Raw genomic sequence first — 24,274 nt, 5'->3', positions numbered from 1 at the left:
CGGCCTTATACTCAGGACGCCACCTCTACGTCCAATAAGGAAGTTACATGCCTCAACGTCTTTTACTGGCGGCACTGTTCGTTGCAGTCGCCGGTTGTGCCACGCCCCCGGCCGTTTCCGTACATACCAAAGATCCCGCCAGTTCAACCCTGCAAGGCGACGCCACGCGCCCGGCGCAGGCGCAGTGGACGCGTACCGAGTTGTACTTTTCGGTGGGTTCGCTGGATGGCAAGAAAGGTGCAGTCAGCCCTGCGCGCTGGCGCGAGTTCCTCGATAAGGAAGTCACGCCGCGCTTTCCCGACGGGTTCACTGTTTTCGATGCGTACGGGCAGTGGAAGGATCATGGGGCGAGAGAGCCTGAGCGGCTGAGCACCAAGGTGATTGTGGTTTTGCATGAGAACAGTGCGAAGCATGAGGGCAGCATTGAGGCGATTCGGTTGGCGTACAAGCGGATTACCGGGGATTTGTCGGTGTTGCGTCTTTCGCAACCGGCAGCGGTGTCTTTTTAAGAGCCCTTCTCTCCAGCTCTCTCGCTGGGAGAGGGCTGGAGAGAGGGCCCGACGTTGAGCGCCACGGTCGGCGCGGTTTTCAGGATGTCGGTGGTGATCACCCTACCCAGCGTGATCAAACACCGGCAGATGCCGGCCCGGCCCCTGCCCTTTTTCAGAACCCATAGGTCGCGCGGGCGTAGTAGTACGCGCCGTTGGTGCCGATCGGCGACAGCACGTCATACGGCAGGTTGCCGCCGTAGTTGATGGCCGAGCCCGAGCGCTCCGGGTAATTGTCGGTGAGGTTGTTGCCGCCCACGGCGACATTGAATTTCGGGGTGAATTTGTAGGTCACTTCGGCGTCCAGTTGCCAGACCGCGCCGTAGGTTTGCTCCGGTTGCGAATCGCCGAAATCAAACACCCGCGTGGTTTCGCCCTGGCGAGTCAAACGGCCAAGCAGGCCCCAGTGTTCACTCGCCCAGTTCGCGGAAAAGATGAAGCGATCCTTCGGCGCGGCGTCGGTCAACGTGTTGGTTTCCTCAACGCCGACCAGCGCATCGTTGCCGATCCCCAGTGCAGTCAGTTGCGACGGCGTGCCTTTGGTGCTGGTGACTTTGGTGTGGTTGTAGGTGTACGCGGTGGTCAGGCCCAGTTGTCCTTCGTAGAACGGCTGGTGGTAGTTGAGCACCAATTCGGCGCCGTGGGTGCGGGTGTCGGCGGCGTTGGTGAAGAAGTTGACGTCATGGACGCCGGCGACGCCGTAGTTATCGTTGATGAAGGTTTCCAGGGCGTCGCTGCCGATGCGCTGGGACAGCGTAATGCGGTCTTTGACGTCGATGCGGAAGACGTCGAGCGAGGCATCAAAGCGATCGTTCAACTGGAAGGTCAGGCCGAGGCTGAAGTTTTTCGAGGTTTCCGGGTCGAGTTTTTCTGCACCAAGGGCGCGTGCGATCGGGTCGTTGACCGAGAGCACGCGGATGTCGGTCAGCGTGCCGCCATCACCGAAGTTGCTGGTGGTGTTCTGGAAACCACTCTGCGCCAGCGACGGCGCGCGGAAGTTGTTCGACACCGCGCCGCGCAGCGCCCATTGCTCGGTGAGTTTATAGCGACCACTAAGTTTGCCGGTGAGTTTGCTGCCGGCGTCGTCGTAATGTTCCCAACGGGTGGCGGCGTCGACGAAGAAGCGGTCGGTGACGTCGCCCGACAATTCGGCGTATGTGCCGAACACGTTGCGATCCAGATCCGACTCTTCGCTCGGGCGCAGACCGTTGGCGCCATCCGCTCCGGAGCCGATGTAGGACGCCTCGTCGCCGGCATAGGTCAGGTAGTTCTCATAGCGATACTCACCGCCGACCGCGAGGACAAACGAGCGCTCGCCGAGGCGCAGCTCGCGGCTGAAATCGAGGTTGCTGGTGGTCTGGCGCAACTCGTATTCGCCGGTGTCGAACTTCGTCGGCGAGTCTTCACCGAGGCTGACGTTGAGGGTGCGTCGGGTTGACGATTCGAAGCGGTTGCGGCCATGGGTGATGCTGCTGTCGAAATCCCACTCATCGCCGATCAAGCCTTTGAAACCGGCGGTGGCCGAGATGTCCTGGTTGTCACCCAGCGATTGTGGCAAGTAACCGTTGGGATAGAACTGCGGTTGTTCGTAGGGGTAACGATAGAACGCGGCGCCCGTGGTATGGCGCTGGTTATAGGTGCCGAAACTGTAGGCCTTGCCGCCGGTCAGCGGCAGCTCGCTGTTGAACCACAGGTTGACGTCCCGCGCCAGGCCGTCGCCCATCACGTAGTTGCGCTGGCCGGGTGTGTCGGCGAAACCGTCGAAGCCTGCACGGTTGGTCGGGTTGCGATCCTTGTACTCGGTACCACCGCGAATGAAGCCGCCCTCCTCGCCCAGGCGCGTGCCGAGCTTGGCGGTGGTCACGCTGTTCTGGCCGTCGGTGGTGGTCTTGCCGATGGCGTCCTGACGGGTGTGAAACGCGCCATAACTGGTGGACACTTCGCCGCCTTCCGGGGCGTCGTCGAGGATGATGTTGATCACCCCGGCAATCGCGTCAGAGCCGTACTGCGCACCCGCGCCGTCACGCAGCACTTCGATGCGTTTGATCGCGCTGATGGGGATCGAATTGAAGTCTACCGGTGCGGTGCCGCGTCCGATTTTCGAAGAGTCGTTGACCACCGCCGAGGTGTGGCGGCGCTTGCCGTTGACCAGCACCAGCACCTGATCCGGGCTCATGCCGCGCAGTTGTGCGGCGCGGATATGGTCAGCGCCGCCGGAGTTGGATTGGCGCGGCAGGCTGAAGGATGGCAGCAATGTCTGCAACGCCGCGCCCAGTTCGCCGTCAGCCGCGCCGGCAGTTTTCAGGTCTTCGGCGGTCAGCACATCCACCGGCACGGGGGAGTCCAGCACCGTGCGCGAAGTACCGCGCGTACCGGTGACCAGAACAGTGCCCAGTCGGGATTCGTTTTCGACGCTAGTGGAAGTATCTTCGGCTTTTGCGGGTAGTTGCCAGATTGCACTGACAACTGCAGCGGCCAGTAATGAACGGGAACGGTAATGCATGTAACAGCTCCTTGAATCGCAGCTAATACCCGGCCGTTACCGGCAATAAGTCGTCGGCAATCAAAGCGCGGCAATGTCTGCTGTAGTTTTAGATAGCGGAAGGCAGCGAAGGCTGTTGAAACGTTAAATAGCGGTGAAGCGCAGTACCCCCCAGAGTGAATATTTTCCCCTTGAAGCCCGATGCTAGAGGAGCGGATGGCTTTCGCAAAAGAACCAATAACACTTAGGTTAGATCGCTCTAAAGGAGTGTTTTTAGTTCAACACAAGTGTTGCTGAGCAAACGGATCGGCCTGCAGATGAAAGCCGTTACGCTCCCAAAAACCCGCTTGCTCGTGTTCGACAAACTCAAGCCCCCGCAGCCATTTGGCACTCTTCCAGAAGTACCGCCCCGCCACCACCAGCCGCAGGGGCCAGCCGAAGGTTGGTCTGGTAATCGTGATCGGCGTGGGCCATGACGAACGCCGTCTTCGGCTGGATATCGAAGGCTTGCAACAGGTCTTGCAGATGCACTCCGCGCCACTGCGTGTCGAACTTCGACCAGCGTGTCACGCAGTGGATATCGCATTGCAGTTGGCGTTGCGGCAGCGCTTGCAGGTCGGTGTAGCGCAGCTCGACCGCGCTGTTCAGCGAACCGAACAGACGCAGCGACCAGTTCGCCAAGTCATACTCCGGCACGTCGCCTTCATGCAGGATCGGGAAGCGCTCGGTCAGCACCTGACCGGGAGGCAACCGCCCGCCGAATGCAGGATCTGCTTTCGGCGAACGGCTTTTGCGCAATCGCGCAGCTTTGTTGTGCATGTTCACCCCAAACTCAAAAGTGAAACCTGACCCTGTGGGAGCGAGCCTGCTCGCGAAAGCGGTGGATCAGTCACCGAAGTGGTGAAGGTTCCGGCCCCTTCGCGAGCAGGCTCGCTCCCACAGTTTTGATTGTGGTGAGCAAACTTCTGCGACCGCCACATATCCTGTGTGGGAGCGAGCCTGCTCACGAAGGCGGCGGATCTGTCATCTGATTTTTATTGGGCCACCGGTATCCACGCAGCCCGCGCCACATTGGCGGTATCGCCGAACGCCGGGAGTTTCTGTGCCAGATCGCGCACGTTCTTCACATCCAGATCGAGCAACTGCTGGCGGGTGATCAGCGTCGGCGGAACCAGCACCTGGTGCCCCGGATTCTCCCCGGCAATCAACATCGCCAGACTGCGCACGCTGATCGCCCCGGCCACTTGCGGATTGACCGCCGCTGTCGCCGCCCAGGCGCTGTCCGGCTCTTTCATGATCTGGATATCGGCGGTGGAAATATCCGCACTGTAGATCTTCACTTGGCTCGCCAGCCCCGCCTCGTCGACGGCGATTTTTGCGCCTTTGGCGAACTCGTCGAACGGCGCAAATATCACGCTGATCCCCGGATTCGCCCGCAGCACGGCGCTGGCCTGATCCGCCACCGAGTTGGCAATCGGCGGGTTCAGTGTGCCGAAGCGCGCCTTCTCGACGATGCCCGGATTGGCCTTCTTGACCTGACTCCAGATCTCGTCGCGGCGCTCCATTGGGGTAAACCCGCTGATGTACACATACCCGGCATCGAACTGCGTGCCGTTGTCCTTCAGCGCCTGATCCAGTGCCAGCCGCGCCAGCGCATGGTGATCCTGCTCGACCTGAGTCACCTGCGGCGAATTCAGATCGACATCGAACGCGACCACTTTGATGCCTTTGGCGATGGCCCGATCAATCGGCGCCTTGAGGGTTTCCGCCAGACCGAGTTGCACGATGATCCCGTCCACGCCCAGATCAATCGCCTGATCGATCATCTCGCCCTGACTCGCCGCCTGCTGCCGGGCATCGAATACACGCAGACTGGCGCCCAGCGCTTTGGTCTGCTGCTCTACCCCGCGCAAATACGCCTCGGGAAAATCCCCGGAAAACAGATAACCCACCAGTGCGATCTGCACCTGACCTTTATCGAACGGTGCCGGCGCGCCGGGCAATGCCGTGGCCTGGGCGTTAAGGGCCAACGCCGAGAGCAAGGCCCCCGCGAGGCAATGGCGGGCGAACTGTCTGATTGAACCGTGCATACAACTTCCTTGACTGAAAGCGGCTCAACGCGCCCGATGCGCGAGGCCAAAGGTGAACATCAGGGCCAGCACCAGCACCAGTCCCTTGACGAAATCCTGTGCGTAATACGGCGCGTTGAGCATGGTCAGGCCGTTAAGCAGCGAGGCCACCAGCAGCGCGCCGATCAAGGTGCCAAAGGCGTTGGGTTTCTTCGCGCCGAGTACGGCAAAACCGATCAGCGCCGCGCCTAACGCATCCAGCACCAGGCCGTTGCCCGAACTGACATCGCCGCGTCCCAGCCGCGCCGCCAGCAACAAACCACCGAGCGAGGCCAGCAATGCCGAGAGCACGTAAGCCAATAATTTGAAGCGCTGCACCGGTGCGCCGGCCAGTCGCGCCGCTTGCTCGTTGCCACCGATGGCATAAAACAATCGACCAATTCGCGTGCGCTCCAGAAACAGCCACACCGCCAGCGCCACCACCGCCGTGATCAGCACCGGTACCGGCACCACGTCCCATAATCGCCCGCGTCCCAGCGCCAGAAACGCCGCACTGAAGGTGCCCTCGGTTTCCACGCCATTGGGCAAGGTCATGCCCACCGCAATCGAACGGCCGCCCGTTGGAATCAGTTGCACACCGATCACCAGAAACATGCTGCCCAGCGTCGCGAGAATGTCTGGCACCCGCAGCTTGACGATCAGCCAGCCGTTGAGCAGCCCGACCAGTGCGCCACCCGCCAGACTGATCAACACCGCGGGCACCGCGCCCCAACCGAGCACGACCATCACGTAACTGGCGATCATCAGGCTCATCGCCGCCACTGCGCCAATCGATAAATCCAGGCCGCCGACGGCCATGGTCAGGGTCACCCCAAGGGCCAGCAGCGCCACGATCGACACCGATTGCAGGATGCTGAACAGATTGCCGACGCGCAGAAACGCAGGCTCCGCAGCGCTGAAAAACACCACGATCAGCGCCAGCAGCCACAACAGGCCATAGCGAATCAAGGCTTGCAGCAAGCGCTCGGCGGGGGCCGGCACGGTCGATATCAGTGAACTCGAATCAGGCACTCGCTCTGCTCCTTGGCGTGGCTTGAAGGGGATTTTCAACAGCGTCGGTGCCGGCCAGTGCGGCGACCAGCGTGGCGCGGTTGAGGCCGGCACGCGGATATTCGGCGACTACCGCGTGATCGCGCACCAGCAGGATGCGGTCGGCAATTTCCAGGGCTTCATCAACATCGGCGCAAATCACCAGCGTCGCGCGGCCTTTGGCGCTGTCGCGCAGCAACTGGCCGATCTCGCGACGGGCGCGCACGTCTACACCTTGAAAGGGCTCGTCGAGGATCAGCACCCGCCCTTCCCCGAGCAACCAGCGGCCCAACACGACTTTCTGTTGATTGCCGCCGGATAACGCGGTCATCGGCACATCGATGCCCGCGGTCTTGATCCCCAGCGCCGCCACTTGCGCCTCGACCGCAGCGGCTTCAGCGCGATTGCGGATAAAACCGCCGCGAGTGAAGCGTTCAAGAAACGGCATAGTCAGGGTGCGACGTAAGGAAAAATCAGGCACCAGCGATTGACTGGCGCGATCTTCGGCGGCCAAGAACACCCCGCTGCGAATCGCCGCACGGGGTGAGCCCGCCAGCCACTCAACGCCCTCCAGTTGCGCGGTGCCTGAGACAGCGGATCGCAGGCCAAACAGCACCTCGGCAATCTCGCTTTTCCCGGCGCCGAGCAACCCGGTCAGCACCACTATTTCGTTTTCGTGCAGGCTCAGGTCAAACGCGCTCGACCGAGGCAGGATTTTCATCGCGCTGAGTTTCAGCACGGCCCGCCCGGCCACACGCGGCACGTAAGTGTGTTGCGCAAGCGCCTGCCCGAGCATCGCCTGCACCGCCTCGGGCAATTGCCGCGCCGTGAACGCCCCCGCCAGCCGCCCATCACGCAGGACAATGGCGCGATCCGCCACCCGCTGCAGATCGGACAACCGATGGGAGATGTACAGAATTGCCACGCCACGACTGCGTAACGTATCGATCAAGCGAAACAAGCGCTGCGCTTCGGCATCCGACAAGGCAGCGGTCGGCTCGTCCAGAATCAGCAAGCGTGGCTGCAAAGCGAACGCCCGGGCCAGCACCACCAGTTGCCGTTCGGCCTGGCCCAGATGCTCGATCGGCTGCTCCAGCGGCAAGCTCAACCCAAGCCCTGCGGCAATGTTCGCGGCGCGCTCCAGCAGACGTTTGCGATTGAGCCAGAAGTCGGCATCAGGGCGGCATAGCTCATCGAGCAGCAGGTTTTCCGCCACGCTCAAACCCGGTGCAATGCCTTCATTGATCTGCTGATGCACCGCGACAATTCCGACCCTTCGCGCCGACAACGGCGAGCTGAAATGGCGCGGCTGAGCGTCCACCAGAATCTCGCCGCCATCCGCGCGTTGACTGCCAGCCAGAATCTTCACCAGCGTCGATTTGCCCGCGCCGTTGGCCCCGAGCAGCGCCACCACTTCAGCGGGATAAATCTCCAGGCTGACCCGATCCAGCGCCCGGTTCGAACCGAATACCTTACTGACCTCACGTACCCGAATCAGCGGCTCAGGGGCCACAGCGACAGGTGCACTCATAAAATTCCTTAACGTCGATGGGCCAGTGAACGCACCAGCCGATCGCCCAGGCTTTGCACGCCCTGAACGAGAATGACCAGCACCACCACGGTGGCGACCATCACTTCATTGTTGAACCGTTGATAGCCGTAACGAATCGCCAGATCGCCGAGCCCGCCGCCACCGATAACCCCGGCCATCGAAGAAAAACCGATGAGCATCACCAGCGTCAGGGTGATCCCGGCCAACAACGCCGGCAGCGCTTCGGGCAACAGCACTTTGAAAATCACATGGTGAATGTCACCGCCCATGGCGAGGATCGCTTCGATGCGGCCCTTGTCGACTTCGTCCAGGGCGTTTTCGACGATGCGGGCGAAGAACGGAAACGCGCCGATGGTGATCGGCACCACCGCAGCGGTGCTGCCCAGTGTCGTGCCAACCACCAACCGGGTCAGCGGGATCAGGGCAATCAGCATCACCACGAACGGCAACGAACGCCCAAGATTGACCAGCCCGCTCAGCGCCGCATTGAAGCGCGGCATGGGCACCAGTCCGGTGCGACGGCTGATGAACAGCAACACGCCCAGCGGCAGGCCGATCAACAGCGTGAACAGCCCGGCGAGCAAGACCATGTACACGGTTTCACCGGTGGCGTTGAGCACCAGTTGCAGGATTTCATCCCAATTGATCGAGCGATTCATGACTGCGCCGCCCGCGCGCCGTATTGCTTGAGAAAGCTCAGGCCGGGCGAGTCATGACCCAAAGGCAATCCGCAGGTGGGCCGTAGCGAACGGCCGAGTGTCGATTGCGCATCAGCCAGCAGCCGTGGCACCGGGCCGGCCTCGATCAACCGCCCGTTGGCCATCAGCGCTGCGTGATCGCAGATCGACTTGACCACGTCCAGTTCATGGGTGATCAGCACGATGGTCAGGCCCAGTTGCCGGTTGATATCGCGCAGCAGCTCCAGAATCGATTCGGTGGTTTCCGGGTCGAGGGCGCTGGTGGCTTCGTCCGACAGCAAATACGCCGGTTCCGCCGCCAGGGCCCGGGCGATGCCCACCCGCTGTTTCTGGCCACCGGACAATTGCGAGGGAAAGGCCTGCGCCTTGTCGCTCAAGCCGACCAGCGCCAGCAATTCGCGAACCCGCACATGGCGCCACGGCTTGCCGACGTTGGCGATTTCCAGCGGCACGGCGATGTTGTCGAACACATTGCGCGAGTGCAGCAGGTTGAAGCCCTGAAAGATCATGCCGATGCGTTGCCGTTGTTGGCGCAACGCCTTGTCGGACAGCGCCCTGAGGTCGACACCGTCCAGCAGAATCCGACCGCTGTCCGGTCGTTCGAGCAGATTGAGACAACGCAGCAGCGTCGATTTGCCCGCCCCGCTGCGCCCGAGAATCCCGTAGACCGCACCGTCGGGAATGCTCAGCGACACCTGATCCAGGGCAGGCGCCGGCGCTGACGGGTAGGTCTTGCTCAACTGCTCGACGATGATCATGGCTTCGCGTCCGCCACCGGAATCACCGAGCCGGCGAAGTTATCGGTGATGTACTTGGCCACTTGCGGCGAGGTCAGGTCTTTGGCCAGTTGCGCGATGCGCGGGTCGCTCTGCAAGTTCGGTGTGGTCACCAGAATGTTGGCGTAGGGGTTGTGCTCGGCCTTCTCCAGGCCCAGCGCATCCTTGGCCGGCACCAGTCCGGCGTCCAGCGCATAGTTGCCGTTGATCACCGCCAGATCGACATCGTCCAGCGAGCGCGGAATCTGCGGTGATTCGATCTCGAGGATCTTCAGCTGTTTCGGGTTTTCGGCGATGTCCTTGGGCGTCGCCTGGTCCGTTGCCGGATTGTTGAAACCGGGCTTGAGTTTGATCAGGCCGTTGTCCTGCAACAGGTACAGCGCACGGCTCAGGTTAGTGACGTTGTTGGGCACGGCGACGGTGCCTTTTGCCGGCACATCAGCGAAACTTTTATGCCGGTGCGAGTAGATGCCCAACGGTTCGATATGCACGGTGGCCGCGACGGCGAGTTTCTCGCCGAGGGCCTGCTCCTGAGACTTCAGATACGGCAGGTGTTGGAAGTAATTGGCGTCGACATCGCCATGCACCAGCAGCTCGTTGGAGTTCACGCCGTTGGGGATCTCGATGATTTTCAGATTGAGTTGCGGGTCGATCTTCTGCACGTACGCCAGAATCTGCGCATGGGGCACCGGGTCGGCAGCGACACGTAATGGCTCCAGCGCCTGAGCACCAAACGAGGTCACCAGCGCGCCGAGGACGGCCAGGGTCAAACCTGCTTTTTTCAACATGGGCGAAATCCTTGAGCGAGTGATGAATCAGGCGGTTTTGCGAGCGGGTGCTGGCGGCAGCAGCGCATCGGCATAGAACCGTTGCGCCACATCGGGATGCGAGCGCAAACGACCCTTGAGGTAGTTCCAGCCGACATCGCGAAACAGGGGGTTGAGCGGATCACTGGCCGGCCCGCGCGCTTCACGCAACAACGCGGTGGGCAAGGGATACAGCGGCACCGTGGCGTCGAGTTGCGCGCCGAGGAAGAAGGCGATGGACAGGCGTTCGCTGCCTTCGGGCGGCGAGACAACCCGATGCACGGTGGCGCGCAGATAACCGTTGGTGGCGAGCTCCAGCAATTCGCCGATGTTCACCACCAACGTGTTTTCCCGGGGCAGCGCATCGATCCAGCGGCCCTCTTCGATCTCCACTTGCAGACCGGCCTGTTCGTCCTGCAACAGGAAGCTGAGGAAACCCGAATCCTTGTGCGCGCCGACGCCCTGATTGCTTGCATCGACCGCCTGGCCCGGATAGCGCATCAGCTTGATGTGTTCATTGGGTTTGTCGCCGTATAACTGATCAAACGCATCTGCCCGTAGCGACAGTGCCTGAGCGAACGCTTGCAGCAGGCGCAATGACATGCGCGTCATCGCCTGCTGCCAATCGAGTAGCAAGGGTTTGAGTTCCGGCAGCGCCGCCGGCCATTGATTCGGGCCTTGCAGCCGCGCCCAGAACGGGCTGTCCGCTTGCAACGGCAAGACCTTACGCTCGGCGCCCAGATCAAACTGTTCGCGCTGGTCAGGTTGGCCGCGGGTGATCTCGGAAGCCGCGCGGTTGTAGCCGCGAAAGTGCGGCGAGTTGATCATGCCGACGGCGGTTTTTTCTCTGTCGGGCAAGGCGAAAAATTGCCGGGCGTGATCCTGCACTTGCTTGAGCGAAGCGCTGTCGATGCCATGACCGGTAAGATAGAAGAAGCCGACGTCGCGCGCGGCGTGACGCAGGTTTTCAAGAAATTCATAACGCTGTTGCGCCGTGCCTTCGAACAACGAAAGGTCCAGCGTCGGTAATGCAGTGATGTCCAGGGTACGCGGCATGATTCACTCCCGTGTGAACCAAACCTGAAGAGCCTTTGATCGATTCAGCGTGTGCCGTCATGGCAATCGGAGGTCTATCGGTTTGATGCTTTGATTCGTTGGCGAATCAAAACTAATCGATATATAAAACGGCTAACAAATACCTTTTTTGCATTAGCTTAGGTCGGATGCTTTTTGGGTTGAGGGTGTTTGGCAGGTGCGTGGAGTGTCAGGTAGATGGCTGCCCCCTCACCCCAGCCCTCCCGAAACATCCGACCGCCCCCCGAGGGGGCGAGGGTAAAGGGAGCCGATCTATAGCGCGTTCAAAACTGAGTTCGACTCGATGTTTCAGGTCGGTGTAACTCGCAAGAACAATCGCTGGTAACGTGTACGCCCTGCAACGGTGGCGCAGAGCACCTGAAGCAATCATTCTCTGCGTTGCAGCGCGCGGCCTTTTACCCAGCCGACGAGAGCACTTGGCGTGCCCATTTCGGTCCAGTTACGGAAAAGTATATGCACATGGAAATTCAAGACCAGGGGTTCTTCTGGTGGGCAGATGATGATTCTGAGACGCAGAGGACCGCCGGCTTATTAACGATAGACTCAAGCGGTCTGATCAAACTTGAACTGCACGAGACGTTGCCAGGGCGAAGCGGACTCGGCGGAGTTTTTGGTCAAAACCTTGCCGACTCCATTTCCCTGTTGGGCTGTTTGAAAGCCAGCGGCCAATATGTATTGCTCAAGGGACTGGCTGCCGTCGGTGGGCGCACGGGGCACAATTCACATGAAACGTTTATAGCCCGTGAATGTTTTATCTCCCAAAGGCCACCCACCTTTAAAAGCATCAATAAGATCAGTGTGTCCCTGGATGATCTACAGCAGTGGATACGCCCCGGGAAAATCACCTTTGATCGACCAAAGGGTAGTGATGGTGGTGGCGAGGCAATCGAAGCCAGACTGGCGCTAAATCCGGATGAGTCGTTGATCACCTCATCGGGAACGCTTGAAGTTATTCATGACTTCACCGGTTACGAACCCGACATGTGGGCCCATTCAATCAATGCCGGCATGTCTTCAAGACTGGCGTTCACGCCAACAACAGCGATGACAAGCGAGGAGGCACTGGACTGGTACCGTGCCGTCCAGGATTTATTGCTGATTCTTACGAATTCAAATTTAACGCTCAGGTGGCCTAAATTATTCTGGGAAGAGCATGGAAAACTCACTACGGCCGTTTTTTATTTTCGCCGCAACGCACCGGCCGACAGCCCGGTAAAATGGCATGAAATGCTACTGCCGTTCATTATGATCCGCGAGACGTTTGCAACCCTGCTGGAAAACTGGATAGACCAACGAAAACGTTTAGGCCCCGGCATCAGCCTCTATCTGGGAACCCGCCGAAACAAGCCCCTTTATGTAGAGCATCGCTTTGTCAATCTTGTGTGGGGGCTGGAAGCGCTGGATCGCCGCGTCAACGCTTCAAGCTGTGACGACCCGAAACTTACAGAAAAAATTCAGCGACTGAAGAAGTTCGTTGCAGAAAACGGCAAACAACTCAACCGTAGTGATCGTAAATGGTTAACGGGGCTTTTAGAGCAGCGTAGCGCGGAACGGCCGCTGGCAGACAGGCTCTACGACCTGTTAAAGCCGGTGGCTATCGGGCTTGATGACACAAAACTCAAAAAATTTACCCGCGCCTGCGCCGACCTTCGAAATGACCTGTCTCATCACGGTGGTGAAAGGAAGCCGGGGGATTATCAGTATTTCATCAGTGAATTGCTGAAAAAAACTGATGCACTTTCCACCCTTTACCTACTGCGAATCCTCAACCTGACAGGCTTCGACCCGACGCACATCAAGCACATGCTTTATGGCACGCCGAACTCGCGCCAGCTCAAGGAATACTTAATCGGAGCTGACTTGCTTCCCGATGTAGACATCGCTGAACTTCTCGCCAATTTAAAGACCCACAGTTCAACAGCAGCACCACAAGATGGAGACGATACGCCCTCTTAAACGTCCGTTGAACGAAGGTCAGGATAGCCGGTAGAACATTTTCGTTACCGGCGATCAGGTGCGCAATCCTGAGAGTGTCGGGCGTAACGCAGGCACTCTATTTCGCCAGCGGCAGGAATTGCAGGCAGGGAAAAACCGGTCTTAAAGCGCAATTGCCGGATCGGCTGGATACTCGGTGTACGTCGCGCCGGTCCGATATGAGAACTGCATTGAATCAATGGTTGTTACTGACGCGATCAATGATCGTCTGCTGGCTGTGATCAAGCCATAGTCGCTCAAAGGCCTTTAACATCAATACCCTGATTTTTAACAATGGTTTACATCGCTTTGGCAGGCCCCCCGATATAGTTTTTGCACCTGCCACGATCTGGAAATCACGCAATGCAGTCGAGCACTACTCTGGTGGATCCTGAGCTGATCAAGATCCGCCGGCTGTTCGCAACACCTCTGGCCAGTCTCCAATACCCCCATGCAGAAACCCTCAACGCCGAGCTGAAAACCCTCATCACCCAGCGCATGGCGCAAGACCTGTGCGGCACGCAGCGCAGCAATGAAGGTGGCTGGCAGTCCAGCAACGACTTCTCGACATGGGGTGGCGACGCTTGTGATGCCTTGGTGCGCTTCGCCACCGACTTCGCCGGGCAACTGACCGCCGTTCACAGCGAGCAATACGGCCTGACCGAACCGGCATTCGCATGGAAACTCAACGCCTGGGCCAACGTGAATCAGGCCGGCCACAGCAACTCACTGCATGGCCATCCCGGTGCATTCTGGTCCGGGGTTTACTGGGTCGATGCTGGCGGCCGCGAAGACGACCCGGCCGTCGGCGGTGATCTGGAATTCCTCGACCCGCGTGGCATGGTCGCCTCAACCTACAACCCTGCCCTGCGTATGCGCGTCGAAGACTGCCTGACCGCTGGTTTCAGCACGACCTGTGCCGCCCAAAGTGGAACCTTCCTGATGCTCCCGTCGTGGCTGATGCATTTAGTGCAGCGCTTTGAGGGGACGAGGCCGAGGATTTCCATAGCGTTCAACTTTGGCGCGTGAGTGGCTGAACCTCCCCTGCGGGAGCTGCGATGCGATCATTTTCTTTCGGAGGTATGCACTCCAGCTGTAGGAGCGAGCCTGCTCGCGAAAGCGGTAAGTCAGACAACCTCAAAACAGCGGATGGACTGCGCGATGCTCGGTCCGTAAACGCAATCCTGCTAGCGCGTTTAATTTACACAATCCGTTACGCCACAGAGCCTACAACGCCTTGCGCCGTTACCTACGCGTACGCCAGAATCCGCCGGCTTACACGGCTATGGGGCGGGCTATATCGTTTCCCTGTCACTGCATAACAGTGATCGGGTTTGGTAGCCCGCTTCTATAGTAGTCGTATGGCACCACCCTTTATGGTGGCCATGCGTGGGGCTCACTCGTGAGCGCCGGGTTTCCTACTTAGACCGGTCTACCAACCCGCGTATGGCCACCACCCCTCGTTTGGTAGCGAGAGTGATGGTTCCTTAATTTATTAAGTAGGACCTTTATCATGTTCAAAATCACACCCAACCCACCACAAACCGATGCAATCCCCCACGATCCCGCACTCGACCCGCAAAAGGTCAAAGAAGCCACCGACCGCGCCCTCGACTACTACCTCCGACCCGAAGCACTGGGAGCCCCGCCAGGCTCGCCCAGGTTTCGCCCTGTGTTCCTCGTCGACCCCACGCTGGATGACGAAACCCTGCTGGTCGAGGCCTGTGAATCGCTTTCATACGCCCATGCCATGGCCGGCAATATCGCCAACTCGGTGGGCGGCCCGGAGCGCAAACCGCTGCTGGCGCTGCAGCAGGTGATCATGTTGAACGAGCTGTTGGCCAATCGACTGCTGGATAAGCTGCGCTTGCCCGAGTAGTCGCAAGCTCCGCTGATATACGTTTGAGCGGGGCAATAAAAAGCCCGGACGCTTTTGCTGTCCGGGCTTTCAAGAGCAAGAGATCGCAGCGTGCCGCAGCTCCTACAGGGGGGTGACGATGAACCGCAGCGGGTTCAGGCGTCGTAGAACGGCGCGACCGACACGCGACTGCCGACAAAGAAACTATCCGCCACCAACCGCAATGGCTGCAGATCCAGATCACTGGCCTTGTCGCCAATCAACTGCTGGAAATGCCGATACACCGCGGCGTATTCGCCCTCCTCCGACACGGTCTGACGCACCCCGTCGATGCTCAACAACGCGCCGCCGTTATCCAGTCGCAACACACCTTCGGCGCAGCGAATTTCGATGCTCCATAACTCATCATGACCATGGTCGAAATCGAACTCGGCGCGCACATCGAGGTGGCGCGTGTCAGACATTTTGATCGACGCGGCAATCGGTGACTGGCAGTTGCCCGGCACGCGCAGTTCGGCGGATTCGACAAACAACGGCAGCGCCAGCAGGTGCGTGACAATCGACAAGGCATTGATGCCCGGATCGAAAACGCCGAGGCCACCCGGTTGCCAGATCCAGGTCTGGCCGGGGTGCCATTTGCGCACGTCTTCCTTCCAGTCGATCTGCACGCTTTGCAGGGTGCGGGTCGCGAGCCAGTCGCGGGCGGCGGCGATGCCGGGGGCGTAACGTGAATGCCAGGCGAACAACGCGCTGACACCTTGGTGCTCAGTCAGCGTCGCCAACGCCATCGCCTCACCCAATGTGGCGCACGGCGGTTTTTCCACCAGCACATGTTTGCCGGCAGCCAGCGCTTGTTGCACCAGTGCGAAACGCCCTTGCGGCGGCGTGCAGAACGCAATCGCATCAACCTGCGGGCCGTGTTCGAGTAACTCGCTCAACGACTGAAAATTCTCTACACCGGCGCAGGGCTGGCCTTGCGTGGCGACGGACACCAACTGGAAGCCGGGATTGGCGAGGATCGCCGGCACGTGTTGATCCTGCGCAATTTTGCCGTAGCCCACCAGGCCGAGACGGATCGGTTGCATCAATGACTCCTGTTTTTGTTTTAGTCAGCGAACCGGCAGATTACCTGCAAACACCGCGGTCGTCTGTCAACTCAACGTCACAACGGCCCGCAGGATCAGGCAAGCATTGCACAGGAATGCACTACTCCAACGCCGCGCGAAACCGCAAAGATAGTCCTCCGACAAATCCATTGAGGACGTTCCCATGCTCGTACAAGCCTACGGTGCCCACGCTGGCGACAAACCCCTTGAGCCGATGCAGATCAATCGCCGCGCGCCCGCCGCCCATGATGTGCAGGTCGACATTGCCTTCTGTGGCATTTGCCATTCGGACCTGCATCAGGTGCGCGCCGAATGGGCCGGCACGCAATTCCCCTGCGTACCGGGCCATGAAATTGTCGGACGCGTCTCGGCCGTCGGCGCGCATGTCGCGGATTATAAAGTCGGCGATCTGGTCGGTGTCGGTTGCATCGTCGACAGCTGCAAACATTGCGATGACTGCGAAACCGGCCTGGAAAACTACTGCGACGGTATGATCGGCACCTACAACTTCCCGACGCCGGACGCCCCCGGCTGGACCCTCGGCGGCTATTCGCAAAACATCGTCGTGCATGAACGCTACGTGCTGCGCATCCGCCATCCCGAGGCGCAACTGGCGGCCGTCGCGCCACTGCTGTGCGCCGGCATCACCACCTACTCGCCGCTGCGTCACTGGCAGGCCGGGCCGGGCAAGAAGGTCGGCGTGGTCGGCATCGGTGGTCTCGGTCACATGGGCATCAAACTGGCCCATGCCATGGGCGCGCATGTCGTGGCGTTCACCACTTCCGAATCGAAACGCGAAGCGGCCAAACAACTGGGCGCCGATGAAGTTGTCGTGTCACGCAATGCCGAAGAGATGGCGGCGCATGCCAAGAGCTTCGACTTCATTCTCAACACCGTCGCAGCGCCACATGATCTCGATGCGTTTCTGGTGCTGCTCAAGCGTGATGGTGCGTTGACGCTGGTGGGGGCGCCCGCCTCGCCGCATCCTTCGCCAAACGTGTTCAACCTGATCATGAAGCGCCGCACGATTGCCGGTTCGATGATTGGCGGCATTGCCGAGACGCAGGAGATGCTGGATTTCTGTGCCGAGCACGGCATCGTTTCCGACATCGAACTGATTCGCGCCGATCAGATCAACCAATCCTACGAGCGCATGCTCAAGGGCGACGTGAAATATCGCTTCGTGATCGACAACGCGACGCTGGCCGGATAAGGGCTGCGCGCCGTGACCCTTGTCGGCGGAATTTGACAGGCGCCGTGTTGCTCGCCAGAGTCGCACCCCTTTTGCGGCTATCGACGCCGCAGGTTTGGGCAAAACAGGGGTTGTCGTTGAACGAACAAACATTGTCCACGCGCCTGGAGCGCGTGGCGGCGCATGTGCCAGCCGGCGCACGGCTGGCCGATATCGGCTCGGATCACGGCTATCTGCCGGTGGCGTTGATGCGGCGTGGCGTGATTGCAGCGGCGGTGGCCGGTGAGGTGGCGTTGACGCCCTTTCATTCGGCTCAGCGCACGGTGCGCGACAACGATCTGCAGCAACACATTACCGTGCGTCTGGCCAATGGGCTGGCGGCGATCGAGCCTGGCGACAGGGTCACCGCCGTCAGTATCTGCGGCATGGGCGGCGAGACGATCCGCGACATCCTCGACAGCGGCAAAGCGCGTTTGAGCGGCGAAGAACGCCTGATCCTGCAACCCAACGGCGGCGAGCAGCCACTGCGCCAATGGCTGATGAATAACGGCTACCGCATCCTCAGCGAGGAAGTGCTGCGGGAGAACCGTTTCGACTATGAAATCATTGTCGCCGAACGCGCAGAATCCGTGAGCTACACCGATCAGGAGTTGTACTTCGGCCCCTTGCAGATGCAGGCTCGCAGCCCGGCGTTCCTGAACAAATGGCAACGCAAGCTACGTCTGAAGCAGCAGACGTTGAGTCACTTCACTCGAGCGCAGCAGGCTTTGCCCGAGGCGAAAGTGCAAGAAGTTGCTCGCGAGGCGCAATGGATTGCCGAGCTGTTGGCTTGACCGGAGAGGCAAAGCGGTCGATGACATAAAAAACGCTCGCGATCTGCGAGCGTCTTTCTAATGCGCTGAGTCAAATCAACACGGGATTACAAACCGATTTGCTTCAACCCCTGACGCATGCCTTGGTCCGCCTGTTCGCACCACTGTTTCAGATCCAGATTCGCTGGCAGGCTGGCTTCCAGGTTTTTGTATTCACCTTCGGTCAATACTTCACCCTTGCGACCCTGGGCTTCGCTCTTGTCGCCCCCACTCTTGTCCATCCCCCCTGGAATACCGGCCACGTAAGCCACCATTTTGTTGGCGTTTTCCGTGCTGTCCGCTTTCAGGAAGCCCTTGTCGACGCAATGCTTGATCAGCCCGGACATGTTGCGCCCGGTGTCGTACATTCCTTTCAAAGTGGCGGCGTCCGGCCCCTCTGCGTGGGCGACGTTGAAGGTGCCGAAAGCGGCGGTCATTGCGAGGATCAAAGCAGTGTTTTTCATGTTTATTCCTTTAAAAGAAAGAGCCTGGGTCAGTCAATCATCAGGTGAACAAGCACATCACCGAGCGTGCAGATTGTCTTCAATCCACTGGGCAAGAACGGGCCTTTCGATGCTTCGCGCTGCGTCCGCCAAATAGGCGGCCTCGTCCGCACCCACGGTCCATCCATGCGCTACAAGTATCTGCAGACCTTCAATGGCCTGCGCGTCTTCTCCCATATGGAAAACCGCTTGTCGCGCCGGGGTCAGACCGTTGTCTGCCACTGAGTCAACGCTTGCTCCGGCGTCGATCAATCGACGTGCACGCTCTACCGGGCCGAGTTTCAAAAGCGCCGACAATGTCGTGACGCCGGCGTCATCAGGGGTGTCGATCAAGTTATGGGCCTTGTACCAGTCGAGCACCCAGGCGAAGACAGAATCATCACTTTCCAGCGCCGCGCGATGCAGCAGGCTGCCACCGCCGAGGTTGCTTTTCTGAAAAAAATCCACGCCATTTTCCGCGAGAAAATCGAGTGTCTTCACGTTTTCAGCGACGTAGAACAACACCGGGATTTCGCTGTACGACTCGCCGTTTTTTATGTGCGCAAGCAAACGTTGCATTGCACTGCTATCTCCGCCAGCCAGCGCATCGCCGGCTTCATAAAGATCCACTAGCTGTTCTTCATTGATCATCGGTTGCTCCCTATACGAATCGGCGCCACGCCTGGCGGAACGACGACATGCCTGTTCGCGTAGCCTTCTGCCCGATCGAGCACCGGCTTGGCCTTGATGCCCAGGCATTGGCAATTGCATTCGCTGTCTGAATAGTCTTTCAAGGAATTTTTAATCCCTCTCTGAAGATCTCGAATTTCCTTGTAGTGCCCGCCCGGAACAGTCACGCCATGCTTATGCACATGTCCGCCCTTGGCATCCTCAATCGGATTGTATTTGCTGAACTCATGGCTAAGAAGCTGGGTTTTCGCCTCGATTTTTGCCAATTTCGCATAGCAGGCAGCTTTTTTCGCCGTCAGCCCTGACGGATCGACCCAGCCAACCGGGTTCGGCGCATAGGCATACAGGTTCAATCCGCCCGCCAGACCGATCGGGTCCTGGCTGATAAAACGCCCGACGCCTGGATCATAGTAGCGATGCCGATTGTAGTGCAGGCCGGTTTCATGGTCGTGGTACTGGCCCTGGAAGCGGATCGGGTTGGTCAACCCATGACGCTGCGCCAGTGCCGAGCGATGTTCGTCGATTTCCCCCCAGGCCTTGTAGTGGGCGCTCCAGGCAATGTCGCCCTGCTGGTCAGTCAGTTCCTGTGGTGTGCCGAGGTGATCGCATTGATACCACGCCAACACATCAAAAGGATGAGCGATCGGCTTGTGGTTCCACAATGGATCATCTTCAACGCTGTACTCGTCGCTGTCATGCACCTGACCGATCAGGTCGATCGGTTGATGGCGCAGGGCTTGAGCAACCGGAACAAAGGATCCGGGCTCGAAAATATAGTGCACGGTGCGACCGGCACCGCCATCGAGGTGTGCCGGGCTACTTTCCCACGCCAGAGTGTCACCGTCCCAGCCATACAGTGTGAAGCCGCAACCAAGCTCGCGTTGTTGGCGCGCATGTTCATTGCGATTCCATTGTGAACCGGCCTCAGGCCGCTGTTTGTAATGGGCGCGGGAGTTTTTGTGGAGACGTCTGCCCAACGCGTCGTAGGCGAAATCCACGCTCAGCTGCGGGTTTTCGAAATGCACCAGCCGATCAAACAGGTCCCAGTGCAGGTCGCTGCGCTGACCGTTATGCCAGCGCCGGATCTGGTTGCCGCGATCATCGTAGTCGTAGTGGCTGCCGACAAATTCACGCAGCCGATTATCCAACAGGGTGCTACGCGCGGGAGTCTGGTCCAACGGTCGGCGGACTTCGCTGACATGAGCATCAAGCAGGTTGCCCGCCGGGTCGAAGGCGAACGTTTCCAGGCCTCGCCGAGTGGTCGCGCTGAGCAGTTGCCCGATAGGGTCATAGCGATACGTGAGGGCCCCTCTACGGCTGTCATCGATACGGGTCAATTGGTCGGCGGCGTCATAAGCGTAGTCGCGTTTGAGCAGTGTGGACTTGTCCTCGCTGCGCCCCAGCAATTGCTCTTGCAGACGTCCGGTCGGACTCCACTGCTGAGTTTGCAGCAAGCGGTTGCCTTGATGGCGGGCGACTTCACGGTGCAGCGCATCGCGTTCGTAGCCGATCAATTCATGCTCATCGAGGCGCAGCCCCAACAGGTGTCCGCTGCCATAAGTGAGCCAACTGACGCGGTGGCCGTCCGGGCGAACGGTAGCAACACGCTGGTTGAGCGCGTCGTACTCGTGCTGCCAGATCGCGACCGCAGGCTTTTCCAGTGCGAGGTAGTGCTGGTGTTCACGCAACAGATTGCCGGCCAGATCGTGAAACCACTGCAACCGGCTGTCAGCGTTGATGGCCATGATCAGATTGCCGTTACCGTCGTAATCGAAGGTTTCGCTTTGCGACTGGTCGCCCAGGCTGGCGTGGCGTTCGGTCAACCGCCCCATCGCGTCGAAGCTCAAGGAAATCACGCGTTCGCCGTTGAAGACCTGGGCCAGACGTCCTGTCTCGGGGTCGTATTGGTAACGGGTATCACGACCATCAAAGCCGGTTTCTTGCAGCAGACGGCCTACCGGGTCGTAGTGAAAAAGTGCGCGTTGTCCGTTGGCGTTTTCCAGTGCCTGCAACCGCCCCAGCCGATCCCAGCGATAACGCAGCGTCTGTTGCGCTGCATCAACTCGCTCGGCAACCGCACCAGCAGCGCTATAGCTCCACGTGGTACAGCGACCGAGACCATCGACATGCGCCAACAGCCGACCTTCGGCATCGCGCTCAAAACGTTCCTCGGTCTTGTCCGGGTGTTTGATCAGCGCCAGATGCCCGGCCTTGTATTCGTACTCTGTGACGTTTCCAGCGGCGTCGGTGAAACACACCATCTGCCCCCGTTCGTTGTAGTCCCAGACGCTGGATTTACCCGAACAATCGACGTACTCCACCATTTGCCCGGCAGCGTTGTAGGCCAGGGTTTTTTCATTGCCGTTGGCGTCCTTGATCGCCGTTGGCAGCCCCGCCTTGTTATAGGCGTATCGGGTTTTGTTACCCAACGGATCAACCGTTTCAACGAGGTTGCCGTGGTCGTCATGCTCGCGCTGCCATTGGCCACCCTCGGCGTCATGGGTCTTGATCAGTAAATCCTGATCATCGTAGGCGTAGTGCAGCACGGTGTGATCGGCGCGAATGTGTTCGAGCAGATTGCCCCGCTCGTCGTAGCTGTAACGATCAGTGCTGCCGTCGGTGTGCAGATGTCGAATGACGTTTTTAGCGTCATCACGCAATAGCCATTCCGAACGCTCATCCGCATGCCGAATGCGATAGGTGTAGCCAAGGATGTCGTAGTAATGCCAGGTCTCGTTGCCGAGTGCGTCCGTGACGTAAGTCAGACGAATGTTTTCATCCCACTCCAGGCGCGTGTCGAAGCTGCCGTCGTCGGCCCATTCGCGAATGGCTTTCGCGTCGGCGCCGACCCCTTGCCATTGCAGGTTCATGCCGCGACCCGTGCGGTCGGTATATCGGGTCACCAGATGATGTTGATACTGGTACGACCATGCCGCCCCGTTCTCGTCCTGAGCGAGAATCAGATCGCCAGCGGCGTCGTACTGATAGGCACAGAGTTGCCGTTGCGCAACGCCGTCGCGAATCTCCCAGATGCCTGCCAGTCGACCTTGGTCATCGAGCATCGTACCGAGGTGCAAATGTACCTTACTGACGTCGTTTTCCTGATAGGTGATCAGGTCCGAAATCACCGATTGCCCGCCGTGGCTGTGCTCGTAATGCAGCATGATCCCGGCACCGCTGCGCATCGAGACATTGCTCAGCACATAACGCTGGCCATGGCGGACGTAGGTTTCCTTGCGCTCAAACCCGCGGCACAGTAAAAGCTGATCTTCACTGCTGCGCACCAGCGTGATGTTTTCGATAGCGTCGTAATGAAACAGCCCGACTTTGGGTAGCGGCCAGGAATGGCTGCGACCATCGGCATCGTAGAACGACAGGGCTTCATCGACCCTCTCAAAGCGTGTCGAAAAAGGCGTAATCCAGCGCGCGCCCAGCGCCTCCTGATCGTAGGCGTGCAGATCCGAGCTGTAGCAACGGATCCAGTCGATCGGGAATGGGCCGGGCAAACTGAAGTCAGCGTGGGTCAGACTTTCAGAACCCGTGGCGAAACTGATGCTCTTGCACGTACTGGAACAGGTACCGTTCTTGTCAGCGCTGGGTCTTGCTCTGACCGGCACTTCAGTTTTCCTCGCCTCGACCCTGCCGGCCGCACCTTGATGCCTGGCCTGAGTGGTACCGCCGACCCTGACGTTGCCGGGCACCCCACGCCGGTTGCGCGCCCTCCACACCTCGACGGCTTTGGCCAGCATGACCAGCAGCGAGCCGATGGAAAACTGCATATTCGGATTGCTCAGCTTTTTCAACTGCGCCCGCAGCTCAGGCCCCATGGCGGTCAGTTGCGCCGTCTGCCGGTGCACCAGCTTCTGCGCATCCTTGCGCACGAGGAGCTTCGCCGCACTGTTGACCGCGCCTTTGCCCGCAGCCTTGTAGACATCGCAGGCCGCATCAAAAATATTGCTGATGGCCTTGGTGGGGTCGTGAAGCAGTTGCCCGCCTACGCCGCTGACCCTTTTCTGCGCTCTGTCGAGGTCTTGTGCCGCATCCAACTCGCCGTCGACCACCGCGTTCAGGCCCTTGGCGATTTGCTTCAGGAACTCTTCCCCCTTGTGCCCTGCCTTGTCCAGCAAGTCGGGCAACGAGGACTGCGCGGTTTTCACGAACTGATCGATTTCCCCAACGATGGTCGCGTTAAGGTGCCCGGTGACGACATTGATCACGGCATCCGCGAGCACCGCTTTGCCGGCGATCTTCATTTCCTCGCGTATCAGATACAGCATGGGGCGCAAGCTCATGCGAGCGGCGGCCATGTTGGCCGGCACCGGGATCACCCCGATCAGATCGATACCCAGGCTGACCCAGTCGAGCGGGTCGCGTTGCGCACTGCGGGACAAGACCGCGATGTCATTCAGGACATCCACCAAAGCCATGATGTTGCCCACGATCGGCAACGCCCCGGCGACATACTTGATGCGTTCCAGGGTCACATAGCCGCCGCTGACCTCTTGCAGCCAGGCATCGAACTTCGCCGCGTCACGCCCGACGTCCACGACCTGGATCTGATTGAGCGGGACTACCGCAACCTGGGATTCACGTTTTACCGCAGCAGCTTGAGTCGTCATGACAGCGTCCAACAGGCCCGAGCATGCCTCGGGCAATTATTGAAGACGCAGACCTGCGGCAACCGGGGGACACACGTCCCGGAGCGCAGATCTGGTTCCCTATTGAATTTCACCGGTTCAGCTAATGACCGCACCTTTCGGGCCACTGGCAATCAGCGCGGCCCCGCAAGCGGTTTTCATGCCGTCCAGCGCGATGGGAGTGCCATCGACGGTGTAGGTGCTGCTGCCCTCGGCAATCGGGAAAATTCCCTTGCACAAAGGGCAACTGACCTTGTGACCGAGCCCGGCAATCGGTTTGCCGTTGAGGTCGGTCCGGGAGAACGCTTCGAGGACTTTGCCACCGTGCGTAGTGGAGTCGCCCAAGCGGATTGCATCTTTCATGTTGTC

19 protein-coding genes and 1 pseudogene are annotated in these 24,274 nt (G+C 59.6%); 6 read left to right on the top strand and 14 right to left on the bottom strand.

Annotated features, from left to right (window positions below; translation table 11 throughout):
- The first annotated feature begins 47 nt into the window (after positions 1-47).
- On the top strand, positions 48-509 hold the full coding sequence (locus CKW18_RS10620) for a DUF3574 domain-containing protein (protein ID WP_095188749.1): 462 nt from the start codon (positions 48-50) through the stop codon (positions 507-509).
- 154 nt (positions 510-663) lie between these two features.
- Here CKW18_RS10620 and CKW18_RS10615 read toward each other — a convergent pair whose 3' ends face one another.
- The 9 genes and pseudogenes from CKW18_RS10615 to CKW18_RS10575 all read right to left on the bottom strand — a co-directional run bounded on the left by CKW18_RS10615 (position 664) and on the right by CKW18_RS10575 (position 11,076).
- The gene (locus tag CKW18_RS10615) at positions 664-3,051 is read right to left on the bottom strand and encodes a TonB-dependent siderophore receptor (RefSeq protein ID WP_095188748.1); all 2,388 of its coding nucleotides are present in this window, start codon (positions 3,049-3,051) and stop codon (positions 664-666) included.
- A gap of 257 nt (positions 3,052-3,308) precedes the next feature.
- A pseudogene (locus CKW18_RS10610) lies at positions 3,309-3,726 on the bottom strand (molybdopterin-dependent oxidoreductase).
- Positions 3,727-4,064: 338 nt separating this feature from the next.
- Positions 4,065-5,120, bottom strand: a complete 1,056-nt coding sequence (locus CKW18_RS10605) for a substrate-binding domain-containing protein (protein WP_095188747.1) — start codon at positions 5,118-5,120, stop codon at positions 4,065-4,067.
- 24 nt (positions 5,121-5,144) lie between these two features.
- Positions 5,145-6,170: an ABC transporter permease gene (locus CKW18_RS10600; RefSeq protein WP_095188746.1), complete on the bottom strand. Its 1,026-nt coding sequence runs from the start codon at positions 6,168-6,170 to the stop codon at positions 5,145-5,147.
- The gene (locus CKW18_RS10595; protein ID WP_095188745.1) at positions 6,163-7,719 is read right to left on the bottom strand and encodes a sugar ABC transporter ATP-binding protein; all 1,557 of its coding nucleotides are present in this window, start codon (positions 7,717-7,719) and stop codon (positions 6,163-6,165) included. Before CKW18_RS10595 ends, CKW18_RS10600 begins: the two co-directional genes overlap by 8 nt.
- A gap of 8 nt (positions 7,720-7,727) precedes the next feature.
- Positions 7,728-8,399, bottom strand: a complete 672-nt coding sequence (locus CKW18_RS10590; protein WP_095188744.1) for a methionine ABC transporter permease — start codon at positions 8,397-8,399, stop codon at positions 7,728-7,730.
- The gene (locus CKW18_RS10585; protein ID WP_095188743.1) at positions 8,396-9,196 is read right to left on the bottom strand and encodes a methionine ABC transporter ATP-binding protein; all 801 of its coding nucleotides are present in this window, start codon (positions 9,194-9,196) and stop codon (positions 8,396-8,398) included. Before CKW18_RS10585 ends, CKW18_RS10590 begins: the two co-directional genes overlap by 4 nt.
- Positions 9,193-10,002: a MetQ/NlpA family ABC transporter substrate-binding protein gene (locus tag CKW18_RS10580; protein ID WP_095188742.1), complete on the bottom strand. Its 810-nt coding sequence runs from the start codon at positions 10,000-10,002 to the stop codon at positions 9,193-9,195. The genes CKW18_RS10585 and CKW18_RS10580 overlap by 4 nt, the downstream gene beginning before the upstream one ends.
- A gap of 27 nt (positions 10,003-10,029) precedes the next feature.
- A complete protein-coding gene (locus CKW18_RS10575; RefSeq protein WP_095188741.1) occupies positions 10,030-11,076 on the bottom strand; it encodes an isopenicillin N synthase family oxygenase in 1,047 nt (348 codons plus the stop codon).
- Positions 11,077-11,574: 498 nt separating this feature from the next.
- Between CKW18_RS10575 and CKW18_RS10570 the strand changes: the two genes are divergently transcribed.
- The 3 genes from CKW18_RS10570 (at position 11,575) to CKW18_RS10560 (ending at position 14,968) form a co-directional block, all read left to right on the top strand.
- On the top strand, positions 11,575-13,071 hold the full coding sequence (locus CKW18_RS10570) for a HEPN domain-containing protein (RefSeq protein WP_141233094.1): 1,497 nt from the start codon (positions 11,575-11,577) through the stop codon (positions 13,069-13,071).
- A gap of 381 nt (positions 13,072-13,452) precedes the next feature.
- The gene (locus tag CKW18_RS10565; protein WP_095188739.1) at positions 13,453-14,118 is read left to right on the top strand and encodes a TIGR02466 family protein; all 666 of its coding nucleotides are present in this window, start codon (positions 13,453-13,455) and stop codon (positions 14,116-14,118) included.
- A 484-nt stretch (positions 14,119-14,602) separates the two neighbouring features.
- Positions 14,603-14,968 (top strand): DUF6124 family protein, encoded by a 366-nt coding sequence (locus CKW18_RS10560; protein ID WP_095188738.1) that lies wholly within the window; start codon positions 14,603-14,605, stop codon positions 14,966-14,968.
- Positions 14,969-15,102: 134 nt separating this feature from the next.
- On the opposite strand, the gene CKW18_RS10555 is transcribed toward CKW18_RS10560, so the two are convergent.
- Positions 15,103-16,032: a Gfo/Idh/MocA family protein gene (locus CKW18_RS10555; RefSeq protein ID WP_095188737.1), complete on the bottom strand. Its 930-nt coding sequence runs from the start codon at positions 16,030-16,032 to the stop codon at positions 15,103-15,105.
- A gap of 184 nt (positions 16,033-16,216) precedes the next feature.
- On the opposite strand from CKW18_RS10555, the gene CKW18_RS10550 reads away from it, so the two are divergent.
- Together CKW18_RS10550 and CKW18_RS10545 are read left to right on the top strand one after the other, a co-directional pair.
- Positions 16,217-17,266, top strand: a complete 1,050-nt coding sequence (locus CKW18_RS10550; RefSeq protein WP_095188736.1) for an NAD(P)-dependent alcohol dehydrogenase — start codon at positions 16,217-16,219, stop codon at positions 17,264-17,266.
- 116 nt (positions 17,267-17,382) lie between these two features.
- Entirely contained in the window at positions 17,383-18,078 is a 696-nt protein-coding gene (locus CKW18_RS10545) for a tRNA (adenine(22)-N(1))-methyltransferase TrmK (protein ID WP_256586920.1), read from the top strand.
- Between the two features lie 86 nt (positions 18,079-18,164).
- On the opposite strand, the gene CKW18_RS10540 is transcribed toward CKW18_RS10545, so the two are convergent.
- The 4 genes from CKW18_RS10540 to CKW18_RS10525 form a co-directional block, all read right to left on the bottom strand.
- Positions 18,165-18,560: a hypothetical protein gene (locus tag CKW18_RS10540; protein WP_095188734.1), complete on the bottom strand. Its 396-nt coding sequence runs from the start codon at positions 18,558-18,560 to the stop codon at positions 18,165-18,167.
- A gap of 57 nt (positions 18,561-18,617) precedes the next feature.
- Positions 18,618-19,229 carry a hypothetical protein gene (locus CKW18_RS10535; protein ID WP_095188733.1) on the bottom strand — a complete coding sequence of 204 codons (612 nt, stop codon included), beginning with the start codon at positions 19,227-19,229 and terminating at the stop codon, positions 18,618-18,620.
- Positions 19,226-23,887, bottom strand: a complete 4,662-nt coding sequence (locus CKW18_RS10530) for an RHS repeat-associated core domain-containing protein (protein ID WP_095188732.1) — start codon at positions 23,885-23,887, stop codon at positions 19,226-19,228. The genes CKW18_RS10535 and CKW18_RS10530 overlap by 4 nt, the downstream gene beginning before the upstream one ends.
- Positions 23,888-24,004: 117 nt before the next feature.
- On the bottom strand, positions 24,005-24,268 hold the full coding sequence (locus CKW18_RS10525; protein WP_095188731.1) for a PAAR domain-containing protein: 264 nt from the start codon (positions 24,266-24,268) through the stop codon (positions 24,005-24,007).
- Positions 24,269-24,274: the final 6 nt, after the last annotated feature.

The sequence above is a fragment of the Pseudomonas sp. Irchel 3E19 genome, assembly GCF_900187585.1.
Taxonomy (GTDB): domain Bacteria; phylum Pseudomonadota; class Gammaproteobacteria; order Pseudomonadales; family Pseudomonadaceae; genus Aquipseudomonas; species Aquipseudomonas baetica.
Note: the sequence above shows the minus strand (reverse complement) of the source record. Positions and strands in the feature narration are given on the sequence as shown.